Origin of the sequence: Pseudomonas frederiksbergensis (assembly GCF_900105495.1) — a bacterium.
Classification (GTDB): Bacteria; Pseudomonadota; Gammaproteobacteria; order Pseudomonadales; family Pseudomonadaceae; genus Aquipseudomonas; species Aquipseudomonas frederiksbergensis.
In genome coordinates this window covers 2,674,410-2,689,490 of record NZ_FNTF01000002.1, presented here as the reverse complement: position 1 = coordinate 2,689,490, position 15,081 = coordinate 2,674,410, and the positions used below count along the sequence as shown (strand labels likewise).

Here is a 15,081-nt window from a genome sequence, read left to right as displayed (position 1 = left end):
GTCGTGAACGAACGTGATCAGGTTCTTCAGGCCGCTGCCAATCTGGTAGCCGCCTTTGCCCGTAACGATCGCGAAGCTTACTTCGGCGCCTTCAGCACCGACGCCAGCTTCGTGTTCTACACCCTCGAGCAGCCCCTGCTGTCGCGCGACGCCTATCAGGCGTTGTGGGACACCTGGCGCTCGGAGGATGGCTTCGAAGTGCTTTCGTGTACTTCAAGCAACGCCTTCATCAGCCTGCAGGGTGACGTGGCGATTTTCATCCATGACGTGGCCACCGAGCTGCGCATGCAAGGGGAGCAACACTTCAGCCAGGAGCGCGAGACCATTGTGTTTCGCCGACAACAACAAGGCCTATGGCTGGCCTGCCACGAACATTTGTCCGCGATGCCGGAAGGGCTGCCACCCCCTTAGCCAAACAGGTGACGCTCACACACGATGAGCGCGCCTTTATGATCGGAGCTGATCATGAATAACAACAACAAAGACCAAAGCCTTACGCAAATCGAAACCCACGGGGTCGAACAGATCCCGGACAGTGAGCGCACCGCAGGCCCGACGGATTTGTTCCGGATGATCTTCGGTGGTTCCAACACCTTTGCCACCGCCGTGCTCGGCAGTTTCCCGGTCCTGTTCGGCCTGTCTTTCCAGGCGGGCGTCTGGGCGATTGTGCTGGGCGTGTTGCTGGGTTCGCTGATCCTCGCGCCAATGGGCCTGTTCGGCCCGATCAATGGCACCAACAATGCCGTGTCTTCCGGTGCACACTTCGGCGTGCACGGGCGGATCATCGGTTCGTTTCTGTCGTTGTTGACCGCCATCGCCTTCTTCTCGCTCTCGGTGTGGAGTTCGGGCGACGCGTTGATCGGTGGCGCCAAACGCTTGATCGGCCTGCCGGAAACCGACCTGACCCTGGGCCTGGCCTACGGTCTGTTCGCAATCCTGGTGCTGACCGTGTGCATCTACGGTTTCCGCTTCCTGCTGTGGGTCAACAAGATCGCCGTGTGGAGCGCCAGCCTGTTGTTTCTGCTGGGCATCTTCGCCTTCGCCGGGCCGTTCGATGTGAATTACGCCGGCTCCGTCAGCATGGGCCAACCGGGTTTCTGGGCCGCCTTCATCGGCGCGGCGCTGGTGGCGATGAGCAACCCGATTTCCTTCGGTGCGTTCCTCGGTGACTGGTCGCGCTACATCCCGCGTGACACCTCCAAGCGCCGGATCATGGCTGCCGTGGTGATCTCGCAGATCGCCACCTTCATCCCGTTCCTGTTCGGCCTAGCCACCGCCACCATCGTAGCGATCAAGGCGCCGGACTACATCGCCGCCAACAACTACGTCGGCGGCCTGCTGGCGGTTTCACCGAGCTGGTTCTTCCTGCCGGTGTGCCTGATCGCGGTGATCGGCGGCATGTCCACCGGCACCACCTCGCTCTATGGCACCGGGCTAGACATGTCCAGCGTCTTCCCTCGTGTGCTGTCACGAGTCAAGGCCACGCTGCTGATCGGTGTGATGTCGATTGCCTTCATCTTCATCGGACGCTTTGCGGCGAACCTGGTGCAGAGCGTGTCGACCTTCGCCGTGCTGATCATCACCTGCACCACCCCGTGGATGGTGATCATGATCATCGGTCTGCTGGTGCGTCGCGGCTTCTACTGCCCGGATGACCTGCAAGTGTTCACCCGCGGCGAGAAAGGTGGTCGCTACTGGTTCACCCACGGCTGGAACTGGCGTGGGCTGGGTGCCTGGATCCCGAGTGCTGCGGTGGGCTTGTGCTTTGTCAACTTGCCTGGGCAGTTCGTGGGTCCGCTCGGTGAACTGGCCGGCGGCATCGACATCAGCCTGCCGGTCACCCTTGGCCTGGCATCGCTGGTGTACCTGACGCTGCTGAGCCTGTTCCCGGAATCGGCCGCGGTGTTTGGCCCAAACGATCCACGCAGCAAGGGTGCAAGCACCATGGCAAAACCTGAACTACGTCAGCCCGCCTGACACCGCCCCCCTGTGGGAGCGAGACCGGCTTGCCGGCGATGACTGCGGCACATCCGACATTGATGTGACTGATAAATCGCTATCGCGAGCAGGCTCGCTCCCACAGGGGCCGGTCCACAGAACCATCTTTGTTTCACCATAAAAAAGACAATCGGAGACACGCCATCATGGCTTTGGATTTATTCGTCGTACTCATCTACGCCGCCGCGATGCTGATACTCGGCTACTACGGCATGCGCAAGGCCAAGACCCACGAAGACTATTTGGTCGCCGGTCGCAACCTCGGCCCTGGTCTCTACATGGGCACCATGGCCGCGACCGTTCTGGGCGGTGCATCCACCGTCGGCACCGTGCGTCTGGGCTACGTTCATGGCATCTCCGGTTTCTGGCTGTGCGCCGCACTGGGTTGCGGGATCGTCGCGCTGAACCTGTTCCTCGCCAAACCGCTGCTGAAACTGAAGGTTTTCACCGTCACCCAGGTGCTGGAAAAGCGTTACAACCCGATGGCTCGTACCGCGAGCGCAACCATCATGCTGGCCTATGCGCTGATGATCGGTGTGACCTCGATCCTGGCGATCGGCACCGTGCTGCAAGTGCTTTTCGGTCTGCCATTCTGGCTCTCGGTGCTGCTCGGCGGCGGTGTGGTGGTGATTTACTCGACCATCGGTGGCATGTGGTCCCTGACCCTGACCGACATCGTCCAGTTCGGGATCCAGACCGTGGGTCTGATGTTCCTGTTGCTGCCGATCTGCCTGTACCGTGTCGGTGGCTGGGATCAACTGGTTGCCCAATTGCCGGCCGCCAGCTTCAACTTCACCAGCATCGGCTGGGACACCATCATCACGTACTTCCTGATCTACTTCTTCGGCATCCTGATCGGTCAAGACATCTGGCAACGGGTGTTCACCGCACGAAGCGAAAAAGTCGCCAGGTACGCCGGTACATCGGCCGGTATTTACTGCATTGTCTATGGCCTGGTGTGTGCGCTGATCGGCATGGCTGCTCATGTGCTCATTCCGGATCTGGACAACGTCAACAATGCCTTTGCCGCCATCGTTAAAGTGTCCTTGCCGGATGGCATCCGGGGGCTGGTCATCGCTGCGGCACTGGCGGCCATGATGTCCACCGCCAGCGCCGGCCTGCTCGCCGCATCCACGACCCTGACCGAAGATCTGCTGCCGAAACTGCGCGGCGGCAAACAATCGAACGTAAGCGTCAATCGCCTGTTTACCCTGCTGACCGGCATCGCCGTATTGGGTATCGCTCTGGTGGTCAATGATGTGATCAGCGCGCTGACCCTGGCCTACAACCTGTTGGTGGGCGGCATGCTGATCCCGTTGATGGGTGCCATTTACTGGAAACGCGCCACGACGGCCGGTGCGATCACCAGCATGGCGCTGGGCTTCGCCACCGCGCTGGTGTTCATGTTCAAGGACGGTATGGACGCTAACACCCCGATCTACTACAGCCTCGGCGTAGGCCTGGTGAGTTTCGTGGTGGTCAGCTTGCTGTCCCGTCGTCCGGCAGGGGTGGCCAGCGCCGCCTAAGCTTTCCATAACGACTTGATGCTTTCTTCGACGGGTGTGGCGTCGGTTGCCACACCCGTTTTTTTCGTCTGGAGAAAACCTTTGATGAAGATTGTTTCTCGCGATCAGTGGTTTGAGGTGAAACAGCTCAGTGACGACATTCGATTGATTCACGAGCCTTACATCCGCCCCTTCTATCGCTGCAACCTCTGGCACATTCAGGGCCGCGACAAGGACCTGCTGCTCGACAGCGGCTCCGGGCTGGTCAGCCTGCGCGAGCAACTGCCATGGATCACCGAACGGCCGCTGGTCGCCGTGGCCAGTCATTGCCATTTCGACCACATCGCCGGGCATCACGAATTCCCCGAACGACTGGTGCATCCGGCTGAAGCGCAGATCCTCGCGTCACCGAACGGTGAAAACACCTTGAGCGCGGCGTTTGTCGGCGATGAAATGTTCGAGGCGCACCCGGATTGCCCGTTGTGCTACGCCGAGTATCGGGTCAAAGCTGCACCGGCCACCGGTTTGATCGAAGAAGGTGACGTGCTGGATCTGGGCAACCGCGTGTTGCAAGTGCTGCACACACCAGGGCATTCACCGGGTGGGATCAGCCTTTACGAAGCGGCGACCGAGACCCTGTTCAGCGGCGACATCATCTACGACGGGCCGCTGATCGAAGACGCCTACCATTCCAACCTCGACGACTACGCCCGCAGCCTGCGGCGTTTGCGCGAGTTGCCGATCCGCACGGTGCATGGCGGGCACTTCGGAAGCTTTTCCGGGGAGCATTTGCGCACGATGATTGACGAATGGCAGCGCTTGCACGCCTGATGCGGGGTGTCTAATAGTCGCCAGTTGCTAATCAGTATTAACCAGTGGACACGCCGTCCTGTGGCGAGGGGATTTATCCCCGTCCGGCTGAGAAGCAGTCGCAAATCGACTGACGCGGGAAACCAGACTCAACCCGGTTGAATGGTCTGGGGGCTGCTTCGCAGCCCGACGGGGATAAATCCCCTCGCCACAACCAGGCCGACAGTTACCGGCGGCGCTGCTGGCGTCGGCGTTGTTCGTCGTCGGTGCGAATAGGCACAGGTTGCAGAGGTGGTTCGATCAAACCGAGTGCAACACCCAGGTCGTGCAGCCAGTTTTGGATTTTCTCTTTCATGGTGCCCCCTTCAGGGTAGTGCCGAGTAGCCAAAAATTCTGTAGCCACTTCGCACTGATAATAGTCCGAAGTCCTACGCAATGCTCGCCCAAAGTCGCAATGATCTGTTACTGAATTGATCAAAATACCTGACCGATAGTTCAAGCCATCTCCCGAGCCTGACTCGGCGCCGACGGATAGACCAATTGTTGCTGTTCAAGCCAGGCATTCAAGTTCGCCCCCACCATGCCTTTGCGCCACATCAGCCACGTGGTGGCACTGGCAAATGGCTCGACCAACGGATGCACCGCCACGCTTTCGCGGCCCGGCAGGCTGGCGAGCATCGACTCCGACATCAGCGCCACGCCTGAGCCTGCGATCACGCAGGCAAGCATCCCCGGATAGGACTCGATTTCCATCGCCCGGCCCATGGCCGCGTGGTAATGGGAGAACCAGGCTTCCAGGCGCATGCGGTAGGAACATCCCTGCCGAAAAGTGAACACTGACCGCCCTTCCACATCCAGCGCGCTGAGGATCGGTGGGTGATCGGCCTCGCTGATCAGCACCAGCCGTTCGTCGCACAACGGCACGCCGTCGAGCCCGGCCAGTTCCAGCGGACCGTCCACCAGCGCCGCATCGAGACGCCCGGTGAGCAAACCTTCAAGCAATTCACCGCTTGGCCCGGACTGCACTTGCAGGTTCACCGCCGGGTAAGTGCGGTGATAGCGCGCCAACAACCCCGGCAGATGAATCGCCGCGGTGCTGTACATGGTGCCGAGCACGAAGTCTCCGGCCGGTTGCCCGCCCTGCACCGCCGCCTGAGCTTCGTCGCGCAGATTGAACAGCTTGGCGGTGTAGTCCAACAGGACTTTTCCCGCAGGAGACAACTGCAAACGCTGACGTTCACGCACGAACAGTTCTACGCCGAGTTGTTCTTCGAGCTGTTTAAGCCGGGTCGACAGATTTGATGGCACCCGGTGCAGGCGTTCGGCAGCGCGGGTGATGGAACCTTCCTCCGCTACTGCCTGGAAAATCCGCAATTGGCTGAATTCCAAACCTTTCTCCAAATCAGAACAAGTTACTCACTATTATTCATTTTAAAAGAAAGTCAATCAGTCCTAGCCTGACGGTCATTAATCCTCAGCTGGAATTCAGACCATGCCTCCTCTGATTCGCTTACTCGCCAGTTTCATCGCCCTGATGATGGCCATGGGCATCGGGCGTTTCGCCCTCACGCCGCAGCTGCCGCACCTGCTCAGCGAAGGTCAGATCGACCTGACCGCCGCCGGTCTGATTGCTGCGGCCAACTACCTCGGCTATTTCGTCGGTGCAGTAGATGCGATGATCTCTCGCCGTCCCGAGCAAGTACGTCGACGGTTGCTGGGCGGTTTATGGCTCTGTGTATTGCTGACGTTGGCTTCGTTCTGGGCCAACGGCTTTTGGTCCCATCTGGCGCTGCGGTTTGGTACCGGTGTGGCCAGTGCCTGGGTGCTGGTGATGATCACTGCGTTGAGCCAGCCACTGGCCGCGGCGGCCGGACGCCCACGGCTTGGCGCCCTGGTATTTGCCGGACCGGGTTTGGGGATTTTTCTGACGGGTTTGCTGGCCTTGGCATCGAACCTCCTGGGGCAGACGTCTGCAGCCTTGTGGCTGGTATATGCCGGCGTCGGGCTGGCAATGCTGCTGGGGATTCTGCCGTTCCTGCCGCAACCGGCCACGACAGTGGTCACCGCCCCCAGCGTCGCCGGCTCGGGCAATCATGGCATCGGCCGTTTAGGTGTCGTCTATGGGCTGTACGGTTTGGGCTACATCATTCCGGCCACTTTCCTCTCGCAAATGGCCAACGCGCAGTTCCATGGCCAATGGCTGGCCGATTTGTTCTGGCCTTGCTTTGGTCTTGCTTCGGCCATCGGGGTGGTGCTGGTAAGTCTGCGTCGACAACGCCCACATGGCACTCGTTATTGGCTGATGGCGACATTGTGGCTGCAAGCCGCCGGGGTCTTCGCCTGTTTGTTGGGCAGCGGCCCAGGCCTGGCGTTGGGCGTGATCCTTTGCGGCACGCCGTTCCTGGCCTGCATGCAGCTGGTGATGCAACGCTCCCGGGAACTGGCGCCCCACGCCACCCAGCGCAATGCCGGGCTGCTGACGGCGTGCTTTGCCGTGGGCCAGCTCGCCGGACCGTTGCTGGCCGCATTGAGCAGCCACTTCAGCGGTGGACTGCAGCCCGCGCTGGTGTTCGCCGGTAGCGGATTGATTGTCGCTGGCGGTCTGTTACTGCGCCCGGTCAGCTCTGCCCAAGGGCTTTGCGCAAGCGACGGCGCACCCACTGCTCAGCACTGACAAAAGTGATGCCCAATAACACCAGCACCGCGCCGACAACAAAGTTGATGCTCAGCTCTTCGCCCAGCAACACCACACCGAACGTGACGCCGAACAGCGGCGTCATGAACGAAAACACCGCCAGATTCGCCGCCAGATAACGGCGCAACAACCAGAACCAGGTCAGGTAACTGAAGAACGACACCACCAATCCCTGGAACAACACACTGGCCACCGCCACGGTGGTCAGGCTGACGTGAGTGACCTGGCCGCTGAGGATCGCAATCAGCAACAGGCCAACGAAACCGACGATCAATTGATAGAACAGCGTCAGGGTCACCGGCGCTTCCGACAGACGCGAAGCGCGCACCACCACCGTGGTTGCCCCCCATGACGCGCCGGCCAGCACGCCGAGCGCGTCGCCCATCAACATACGGTGATCGAGGTTGTCCCACGAGACCCCACCGGCAAAGGCGATGGCGATCCCGACGAAGGCGAGGAAAATCCCCAGCCACTGGACCGGCCTTAAACGCTCACTCGGTAACAGCCAATGAACGCCCAATGCGGTGAAGATCGGCGCGGTGTAAAGGAACACCGACATATGCGCGGCCGTGGTCAGTTGCAGGCCTTCGGAAATGAAGAAGAACTCCAGGCCAAAAAGCGCGCCAGCCAGTAGTCCACCGCGCCAGGTGTTGCCCACTTGATCCCAACCGCCCTTCCAGCAGATCAACAATCCTACGAGCAACGCGGAAATACCCGAGCGCCCGGCGGCCTGCATGACCGGCGCGATGTCTGGCGCCGCCCACTTGATCATCACCTGCTGAACACCCCAGATCAGGCACAACCCAATCATCACTTGCAGGGCGAACCCATCGGCGCTGCGCCGGGTGGTGCTCACAGGACTTTCTCGACAAAACAGGACATGGCAGTAACTCGACAGTCAAAACAAAGCCCCGGCCTGCTCGCGAAACAAGCGGCGCCGGGGCGAAAAATCAGGCTGTCGATTATTAACCAGATGGACAGAAAAAAGAGCCTGCCAGAGACCTTTAAATCTCTCCCGGCGTCATTGTGCGTTGAGCGTGGCTCAATGCACGCGAGGGCTCAGTCAGCTCAGCTCAATGCGATCAGCGTGAATGACGATCTGGCCGTTTTTGTACAACGCACCAATGGCCTTTTTGAAGTTGCCCTTGCTCACGCCAAACATACTGCTGATCACCGTCGGGTCGCTCTTGTCACTGACCGGCAGGCTGCCATTGTTGTCGCGCAACTTGGCGAGGATCTTCGAGTTCAGGCTGGTGGCGGCTTCTTCGCCTACCGGTTGCAGGCTCAGGCTGATCTTGCCGTCGGCACGGACTTCTTTGATAAAGCCCTTCTCTTCTTTACCGGCGCGCATGAACTTGAAGATTTCGTTCTTGTGGATCAAGCCCCAATGCTTGTTGTTGATGATCGCCTTGAAACCCATATCGGTGGCTTCGGCAACCAGCAAATCAACTTCCTGGCCAGGGGTGTAGTTGGCCGGGGTCTTGTCGAGGTAGCGGTCCAGACGCGCCGTCGCGGTGATGCGGCGGGTGTGCTTGTCGAGGTAGACATGCACCACGACATACTCGCCGGCGGTCATCTGACGTTTTTCTTCGGAGTACGGCAGCAACAGATCCTTCGGCAAACCCCAATCCAGGAAAACACCGATGCTGTTGACTTCAACGACTTTTAAACTGGCGAATTCACCGACTTGAACTTTCGGCTTTTCGGTAGTTGCGATGAGTTTGTCATCGCTGTCCAGATAAACAAAAACGTTGAGCCAGTCTTCATCTTCGCTGGGAATATCTTTGGGAATATAACGATTAGGCAGGAGGATTTCGCCATCCGCGCCACCGTCCAGATATAAACCGAAGTTAGTGTGTTTAACCACTTGCAAACTGTTGTAGCGCCCGACTAAAGCCATTTCCAATACCCTCATTGCGTGGGCGGCATTCTACCCGGTTTTGCGGGCCGCGTTCGCTGGCCAGCCCGGTGGCGCGAGAAAATCCTCTGAAGGGCTCAATTTTCCTGGGTTTTACCGCAAGCGCCAGGCCGCTCGTCAGGCCATCCTGGAGATTTTCGCCCCTGTCCGCCAGACCGAGAACTGTAATTTTTGACGATCGTTCTTAGTTAAAACAGCAGCTTAGAGGCCTATTCAGAACAATAACTTGTGATTAATTCTTCATCTGCCCTGTGTATTTCGGGGGGATATTTACCAAGCAATTGTCAAGTATTTCCTGTACGATGCCTGGCCAAGTTAATTTTCTATAGGTTAATGGCCGCCATGCGTGTAAAAGCATCCAACAGCAAAGCAAAGCCAGCTCCAGCCGTTGAAACCAGCGAATCGATCAACAACCAGATTGCTGCGTTCCTCAAGTCCGGCGGAGAGATCCAGCAAATTGCCAAAGGCGTCAGCGGCCAGACGTTCGGCCCGTCCAAGCAGATCACCCTGGGCAAGAAGTAACGGCCCCAAGATCCGCTGCGTCACCTGGTCCCTAAGCGCTTTGAGCTTCGAAGCGCTTGGACTGGAACCCTCCTCGCAATACCTCCGCAAACAAACCAATATTTCAAAAATCGACGAACGGCCCTCGATGCCGATCATTCGCCGGTATGCTTGCACACGTCTAGATCAAGCGTTTCAGTAGGTTTTTAGTGCCTGCACCTCGCGGTCATGGAGTGACGCATGCTCAAACCCTCCTATTTATTGCTCGGCACCCTGCTGTCGTGTTCGGTCGCCAATGCGCAAATCTTTCAGCGTGAACTGGGCGACTTCGATCTCAAACTCGGCACCACCCCCAGCCGCAGCATGGCCCAGGGACTGGTCAAACCTTCCAGTACCGGCTCGTTCCACGGTGGTCTCGACCTGAGTCACGACAGCGGCTTCTACGTGGGCCAATGGGCACCGAGCATGGGTTTAACGCCAGGGGCTAACCTTGAAGTCGACTCCTACATGGGCTTTAAACAGCCTTTCGATAATACCCTCGGGTACGAAGTCGGCATGATCCGTTACAGCTATCCGAAAGTGGACACCCTCGACAGCCAGGAGCTTTTCGGTGGCCTGACCTTTCTGGGCAGCCGCTTCGGCGCGGCCTTCAGCAACGACCCGGACAAACAGAACAGCACCGTATTCGCCGACCTAGGTGGCAATCAGCCGTTTGGCATCGGGATCAGCATGAAATACACCACCCACCAGCTCAACACGCCGGTGTCCGTCGACGGTGGGTATGTAGGCAGTTTCACCGACTGGTCAGTGAAACTTTCCCGCCCATTCATGGGCGTCGATCTGGACCTGATCTACAGTGACTCCAGCTTGAGCGGCAACAGTTGCTCCGCCTATTCCGGGCACAACAGCCAATGCGACGGGTTGGTCACCCTCAAGGCCGAACGCGCCTTTTACTGATCGGCTGAACTGCGAGGCTCATCCTGCGTTCACATAAAGAAGCCCATTAAAAAAGCCAGGCCTTCGCAAAGGATTCGCCCATGTCGCGCTGGTTGAAGTATCTCGCCGTCGTTATCACCCTCAGTCTCGCCCTCGGTGCGTGCAGCCGCGTGGGCCTGGCCTATCGCAACCTCGACGTGATCATTCCGTGGACGCTCAGCGACTACCTGGACATGAACGGGGAGCAAAAAGATTGGTTTAATGAGCGCCTCAAAGAGCACCTGAGCTGGCACTGCACCACGCAATTGCCGGACTACCTCGACTGGCTGGATCGCTTGCAAGTGATGGTAGAAACGAACCAGGTCACCGATGCCGCACTGCAAACCCGCACCCAGGAAGCCAAAGCCGCCATCGCCCAGACCGCCCGGGAAATCACCCCGTCAGCCATTGAGCTGTTGCAGGGGCTGAATGACCAGCAAGTCGCGGAAATGAACGAGGCCTTTGCCAAGGACCAGCGCAAACGCCAGGAGCAATACCTCAAACCGTCTCTCGATCAACAGATCAAGGCGCGCAGCCGGCGCATGGAAAAACGTCTGAATGATTGGCTCGGCCCGCTCAGCGCAACCCAGCAGCAGCGTGTTGTCGCGTGGTCCACCGCCTTGGGTGACCAGAATACGCAATGGATCGCCAACCGAGTCCATTGGCAGAAGCAGTTCAGTGCGGCGGTTGCGCAGCGCCAGAGTCCAGAATTCCCACAGCGAATCGAGACGCTTCTGGTCAATCGCGAGAGTTTGTGGACGCCCGCTTATCGCCAGGCCTTCGCCAGCACCGAAGCCCAGGCCCGGGCATTATTTGTGGACTTGATGGCCGAAAGCACACCGGAACAGCGCCAGCGGCTGCTGAAGAAAATAGAAGGGGTACGCAAGGACTTCAACGATTTGAAGTGCCTGAAAGCAGCACAACAGAGCTAAGCGCAACGCAAATCCCCTGTGGGAGTGAGCCTGCTCGCGATTGCGGTGTATCAGTAAACAATGATGTTACTGATGTACCGCAATCGCGAGCAGGCTCACTCCCACAGGGGTTATGGGGTGATCGTCAGGCTATCTGCGCCCTCGATGCGATCTCATCAAACCTCACCTCATCCAGCGCATCTTCCTGCTCATCCAACACCTGCCGCGGATGGTCATTTCCTGGAATGCTACTGTCGATCAGGCTCAACAAACTCGAGCCCCTAGGCGTCAAAATGTAGTTCTCGCCATTGCCACCCTGATCTTCTGGCCGAGGCTCGATATAGCCCCGTAACAACAGTAACTTTTCGTACTCGCCCGCTACCGTTTTCAGGTGATCCAGGTTCTCAAACGGCTCACCTTTCGACGCTTTCTCCGCCGCATACTGCTCGGCGTAGGGCCGAGGGGTGAAAGTGTGGCCAGCGCCGTTCTGCACCTCATGCAGCAAGCGTTCAATCAAATCCCAGTTATAAGTCGTCATCCTGATTCAACCTCCGGTGCCCGCGAGTGAGTTGGCCTTCATAAGTTGTGACCGGCGCGGTTCGTAGCCGTTCAGCCGAGGTTTTGAACAGCATCGACCAGCGGTATGTCGAATTGGGCGTAGGCCAAACGACTAGGTTGTGTAAGTCACCTCCCAGCATGCCGCAGGAGAATCCCAATGAACATTCAGAATCATCCCGTCGTCTCCCGAGAAGAATGGCTTGCCGCCCGCAAGCAACACCTGGCCCACGAAAAAGCCTTCACCAAAGAACGAGACAAACTCAGCGCCGAACGCCGCGCCCTGCCCTGGGTGAAAATCGACAAGGAGTACCGTTTCCAGGGCCCGAACGGCGAACTGAAACTGGCCGACCTGTTCGGTGGCCGTAGCCAGTTGGTCATCTACCACTTCATGTTTGGCAAAGGCTGGGACGAAGGCTGCTCCGGCTGCTCGTTCCTGTCCGATCACATCGACGGCGCCAACCAGCACCTGACCCATCATGACGTCGCTGTGGTAGCGGTTTCCCACGCACCGTTCGCCGAATTCCAAGCCTTCAAACGACGCATGGGCTGGAAATTCGATTGGGTGTCGTCAGAAGGCTGCGATTTCAACTACGACTTTGGCGTCTCGGCCCGAGCAGAAGACGTCACCGCCGGTAAAGCCACCTACAACTACGAAAAATCCGACGGTGCCGAAGAAGAACTCCCCGGCCTCAGCGTGTTTTATCGCAATGAAGCTGGAGAGATTTTTCACACCTATTCCACTTATGCCCGAGGGCTGGATATGTTGGTCGGGGCTTACAACTACCTAGACCTGACACCTAAGGGGCGTAATGAAGAGGAAATCATGGAATGGGTGAGGCTTCACGATCGGTATGAAGACAAAGCCTCATCCAGCTGCTGCCATGGGGAGTAGAGCATCTGCCGGATACACTATCCCCAAACACCGCAAATCCACTGTGGGAGCGAGCTTGCTCGCGATGACTGACAAACATTCAACACTGATATCGGCTGATACACCGCTATCGCGAGCAAGCTCCCACAGGTGTCGGCAGTGTTTAGTCATCAGCAATTTGCCAGGCGACTGTCCGACCGCACCAGGACATTCCCCCTACATCAAGTTCAAAACCGGCGCTCTTTACCGGTGGGTGGCTGATCCTTATAGTCAAACCGTCGTCCAAAAGACGACCGGGTTTGGCGACCTGATCATAGAGAGTCCTTTTTAATTACGAGAGACTCCACCTATGGATAGATACATGCCCCTAACCGGAATCGACCTGATCCCGGCATCACTGCTCATCGACACCCAAGCACCACTAGACGTCCTGCATGCCATGGCCGACTACCGCATCCGCACCGTCACCCAAGTTCTGGAAAACATAGCCTTCCGCGCAGAAATCGGCTGCGACACCGTGGTGCTGTCCGACTTCTCAAAACTGCTCGCCATCCCGTTGCGGGACGGTTGTGATTTGATGGATGTGATTGGTCGGCGGTTGCGGGCGCAAGGCGCGGAGTGAATGAAAACGGGCGACCTGTTGGGTCGCCCGTTTCATATTGTGAGCAATAGACAAATCCCTTTCACACAGAAGGTACGCTCGCCACGGGAATACGCTGCTGAGGTTGGGTGACATCGTAAACATGCTGCTCACAGCGCTCACCCACAAACTGGAACTCCACCAGATAGACCTTGCTTCGCTCGGGCGTAAAGATGCTTTTCAGCGGACCGCAACTATAAGACCCCCCAGCGCCCCTGCCATTCGAATATCCCGACACCTCGAAAGGCTTGTCGGCATCGGCCTGTACTTCCAACTGCGGGAAGCGTTTAACCGTGGCGCTGTTGGCCACTTCATTGAGTTTGGCAATCCAGCCGAACACCTTCCCCTGACCTGAATCCACCACGGTCCCAAGCACTTCCATTCTCTGGTCAGTATCTGCCGCACGGCGGACCGAAAACTCGACTGGAAATGTGTAGCCCGACGCTTTCATGATGATCTTGGCGTGCTGCGCATCGACAGCTACCGTGTTTTGGTGCAATTGGATACCGTCTTTCAGCAAACTGGGGGACGAGTCCCTGACGTTGGAATGGCAGCCTGACAATGTGAAAATCAGGATTAGTATTGGCAGTGGGATTCTTTTCACGTCTAGATATCCTTATTAAATGTATGCCTGGTAGAAAAACGAAGTGGAAAGATTTGTTTTTCTACAATGCCAAATAAAATAAACCCGCTTCTACCTTCCCTCTCACGAGTCGTACCTTAGCCTTGACTGAAGGCCGGTTAACGGCGTTCCATTTCTATTTCTTCAGGAAGCCCACTCCGTTTTATCAGGAAAATGACCTTCCCGCCAAAGACGCACTAACTTCGTTGCGGCTCTTTTTGACCACGCTCCATTTTTATCCAGAGGGCACTCTTTCAGCACACGAATAGATTCACCATCTTTATCCATCTGAATGAATCCAACATCCAAGTTCCGGCCAAACGTGTATTCAACATACTCTTCAGTTTCTGCGACCTTATCCATCTCTGTATAAAAGGCCATATAACCCTTCTCAATTGCCTAATAGACTTGGGTATCTCCAAAAAAAATGGACATATTTATTTCCTGACCAGCACATCGGCCAAACAAATAAATCCGCCCCCATTCCTGCAGCCCCCATTCCCGCACTAGATCCAATTAAACTCTATGCTACACGAGCCTCCTCTTGGATCTATTTGAGAAGTTATAGACCCCCAAGCAAATTCATAAGCCACCAAGATTTCATTCTTTTTCTGAGGATCACCAAGCAAATTTTTCAGAAAATTGTCATGTTTTTTCTTGAGTTGCTCGAGGTCACGCCCATGTTCATTTTCCAGCGCAAAGCCGAACATTTTCAGACTATCTTTGAAAAAATTGAAAGTTACATTAACCTCATACCCAAGAATAAAATGAAGCCGACTGGATCGCAGCACCCAACCATTGCCCATATCTATATCATGATCAAACTTCACTCCCTGATTGATAACGGCAATGACGGACACATCCTTCCTAATCACTATGCAATCATCAAGACAAACACAACCCTCTTTAAGATCTTTTAATTCCGACATAGTGCTACCTCTTCAATGGAATTTAATACAATGGGAACAAGACATTTTTAAGGCCTCTGCATCAAAACAAATGAACCCACCACTTTCATCCCATGAAGACTATACGTTTTTTCCCGCCTCCATTATGCCCTTCTGAATATAGATCAGA

The 15,081-nt window shown here is 56.9% G+C and carries 18 protein-coding genes; 10 read left to right on the top strand and 8 right to left on the bottom strand.

Annotated elements, in window-relative coordinates; all coding sequences use genetic code 11:
* The first annotated feature begins 3 nt into the window (after positions 1–3).
* The 4 genes from BLW70_RS12665 to BLW70_RS12650 all read left to right on the top strand — a co-directional run bounded on the left by BLW70_RS12665 (position 4) and on the right by BLW70_RS12650 (position 4,334).
* A complete protein-coding gene (locus tag BLW70_RS12665) occupies positions 4–411 on the top strand; it encodes a YybH family protein (RefSeq protein WP_074874408.1) in 408 nt (135 codons plus the stop codon).
* A 54-nt stretch (positions 412–465) separates the two neighbouring features.
* The gene (locus BLW70_RS12660) at positions 466–1,977 is read left to right on the top strand and encodes a purine-cytosine permease family protein (protein ID WP_074874406.1); all 1,512 of its coding nucleotides are present in this window, start codon (positions 466–468) and stop codon (positions 1,975–1,977) included.
* A 167-nt stretch (positions 1,978–2,144) separates the two neighbouring features.
* Positions 2,145–3,524, top strand: coding sequence for a sodium:solute symporter family protein (locus BLW70_RS12655; protein WP_074874404.1), 1,380 nt, complete (start codon positions 2,145–2,147; stop codon positions 3,522–3,524).
* A gap of 84 nt (positions 3,525–3,608) precedes the next feature.
* Entirely contained in the window at positions 3,609–4,334 is a 726-nt protein-coding gene (locus BLW70_RS12650; RefSeq protein WP_074874402.1) for an MBL fold metallo-hydrolase, read from the top strand.
* A gap of 205 nt (positions 4,335–4,539) precedes the next feature.
* Here the strand turns inward: BLW70_RS12650 and BLW70_RS31275 are convergent, their stop codons facing one another.
* Both BLW70_RS31275 and ptrR read right to left on the bottom strand, forming a co-directional pair.
* A complete protein-coding gene (locus BLW70_RS31275; RefSeq protein ID WP_007914492.1) occupies positions 4,540–4,668 on the bottom strand; it encodes a PA1414 family protein in 129 nt (42 codons plus the stop codon).
* Between the two features lie 140 nt (positions 4,669–4,808).
* A complete protein-coding gene (gene ptrR / locus BLW70_RS12645; protein WP_074874400.1) occupies positions 4,809–5,702 on the bottom strand; it encodes a putrescine utilization regulator PtrR in 894 nt (297 codons plus the stop codon).
* Positions 5,703–5,805: 103 nt separating this feature from the next.
* Here ptrR and BLW70_RS12640 point away from each other — a divergent pair, with 103 nt between their 5' ends.
* Positions 5,806–6,987 carry an MFS transporter gene (locus tag BLW70_RS12640; RefSeq protein WP_074874398.1) on the top strand — a complete coding sequence of 394 codons (1,182 nt, stop codon included), beginning with the start codon at positions 5,806–5,808 and terminating at the stop codon, positions 6,985–6,987.
* On the opposite strand, the gene BLW70_RS12635 is transcribed toward BLW70_RS12640, so the two are convergent.
* Positions 6,932–7,864 (bottom strand): DMT family transporter, encoded by a 933-nt coding sequence (locus tag BLW70_RS12635; protein ID WP_074874395.1) that lies wholly within the window; start codon positions 7,862–7,864, stop codon positions 6,932–6,934. The genes BLW70_RS12640 and BLW70_RS12635 overlap by 56 nt on opposite strands.
* A gap of 207 nt (positions 7,865–8,071) precedes the next feature.
* The gene (locus BLW70_RS12630; RefSeq protein WP_008153208.1) at positions 8,072–8,908 is read right to left on the bottom strand and encodes a CvfB family protein; all 837 of its coding nucleotides are present in this window, start codon (positions 8,906–8,908) and stop codon (positions 8,072–8,074) included.
* A gap of 351 nt (positions 8,909–9,259) precedes the next feature.
* Between BLW70_RS12630 and BLW70_RS12625 the strand changes: the two genes are divergently transcribed.
* The 3 genes from BLW70_RS12625 to BLW70_RS12615 all read left to right on the top strand — a co-directional run bounded on the left by BLW70_RS12625 (position 9,260) and on the right by BLW70_RS12615 (position 11,334).
* Entirely contained in the window at positions 9,260–9,448 is a 189-nt protein-coding gene (locus BLW70_RS12625; protein ID WP_017337097.1) for a hypothetical protein, read from the top strand.
* 219 nt (positions 9,449–9,667) lie between these two features.
* Positions 9,668–10,384: a TorF family putative porin gene (locus tag BLW70_RS12620; RefSeq protein WP_074874393.1), complete on the top strand. Its 717-nt coding sequence runs from the start codon at positions 9,668–9,670 to the stop codon at positions 10,382–10,384.
* A gap of 80 nt (positions 10,385–10,464) precedes the next feature.
* The gene (locus tag BLW70_RS12615) at positions 10,465–11,334 is read left to right on the top strand and encodes a DUF6279 family lipoprotein (protein WP_074874391.1); all 870 of its coding nucleotides are present in this window, start codon (positions 10,465–10,467) and stop codon (positions 11,332–11,334) included.
* A 124-nt stretch (positions 11,335–11,458) separates the two neighbouring features.
* Here the strand turns inward: BLW70_RS12615 and BLW70_RS12610 are convergent, their stop codons facing one another.
* The gene (locus BLW70_RS12610) at positions 11,459–11,851 is read right to left on the bottom strand and encodes a transcriptional regulator (RefSeq protein ID WP_074874388.1); all 393 of its coding nucleotides are present in this window, start codon (positions 11,849–11,851) and stop codon (positions 11,459–11,461) included.
* A gap of 177 nt (positions 11,852–12,028) precedes the next feature.
* On the opposite strand from BLW70_RS12610, the gene BLW70_RS12605 reads away from it, so the two are divergent.
* Positions 12,029–12,763, top strand: a complete 735-nt coding sequence (locus tag BLW70_RS12605; RefSeq protein ID WP_074874386.1) for a DUF899 domain-containing protein — start codon at positions 12,029–12,031, stop codon at positions 12,761–12,763.
* 328 nt (positions 12,764–13,091) lie between these two features.
* Positions 13,092–13,364 (top strand): hypothetical protein, encoded by a 273-nt coding sequence (locus BLW70_RS12600; RefSeq protein WP_074874384.1) that lies wholly within the window; start codon positions 13,092–13,094, stop codon positions 13,362–13,364.
* Positions 13,365–13,425: 61 nt separating this feature from the next.
* Here the strand turns inward: BLW70_RS12600 and BLW70_RS12595 are convergent, their stop codons facing one another.
* The 3 genes from BLW70_RS12595 to BLW70_RS30215 form a co-directional block, all read right to left on the bottom strand.
* The gene (locus BLW70_RS12595; protein ID WP_074874383.1) at positions 13,426–13,986 is read right to left on the bottom strand and encodes a hypothetical protein; all 561 of its coding nucleotides are present in this window, start codon (positions 13,984–13,986) and stop codon (positions 13,426–13,428) included.
* A 162-nt stretch (positions 13,987–14,148) separates the two neighbouring features.
* Positions 14,149–14,385 carry a hypothetical protein gene (locus BLW70_RS12590; RefSeq protein ID WP_074874381.1) on the bottom strand — a complete coding sequence of 79 codons (237 nt, stop codon included), beginning with the start codon at positions 14,383–14,385 and terminating at the stop codon, positions 14,149–14,151.
* Between the two features lie 125 nt (positions 14,386–14,510).
* On the bottom strand, positions 14,511–14,933 hold the full coding sequence (locus tag BLW70_RS30215) for a hypothetical protein (protein ID WP_139273378.1): 423 nt from the start codon (positions 14,931–14,933) through the stop codon (positions 14,511–14,513).
* Positions 14,934–15,081: the final 148 nt, after the last annotated feature.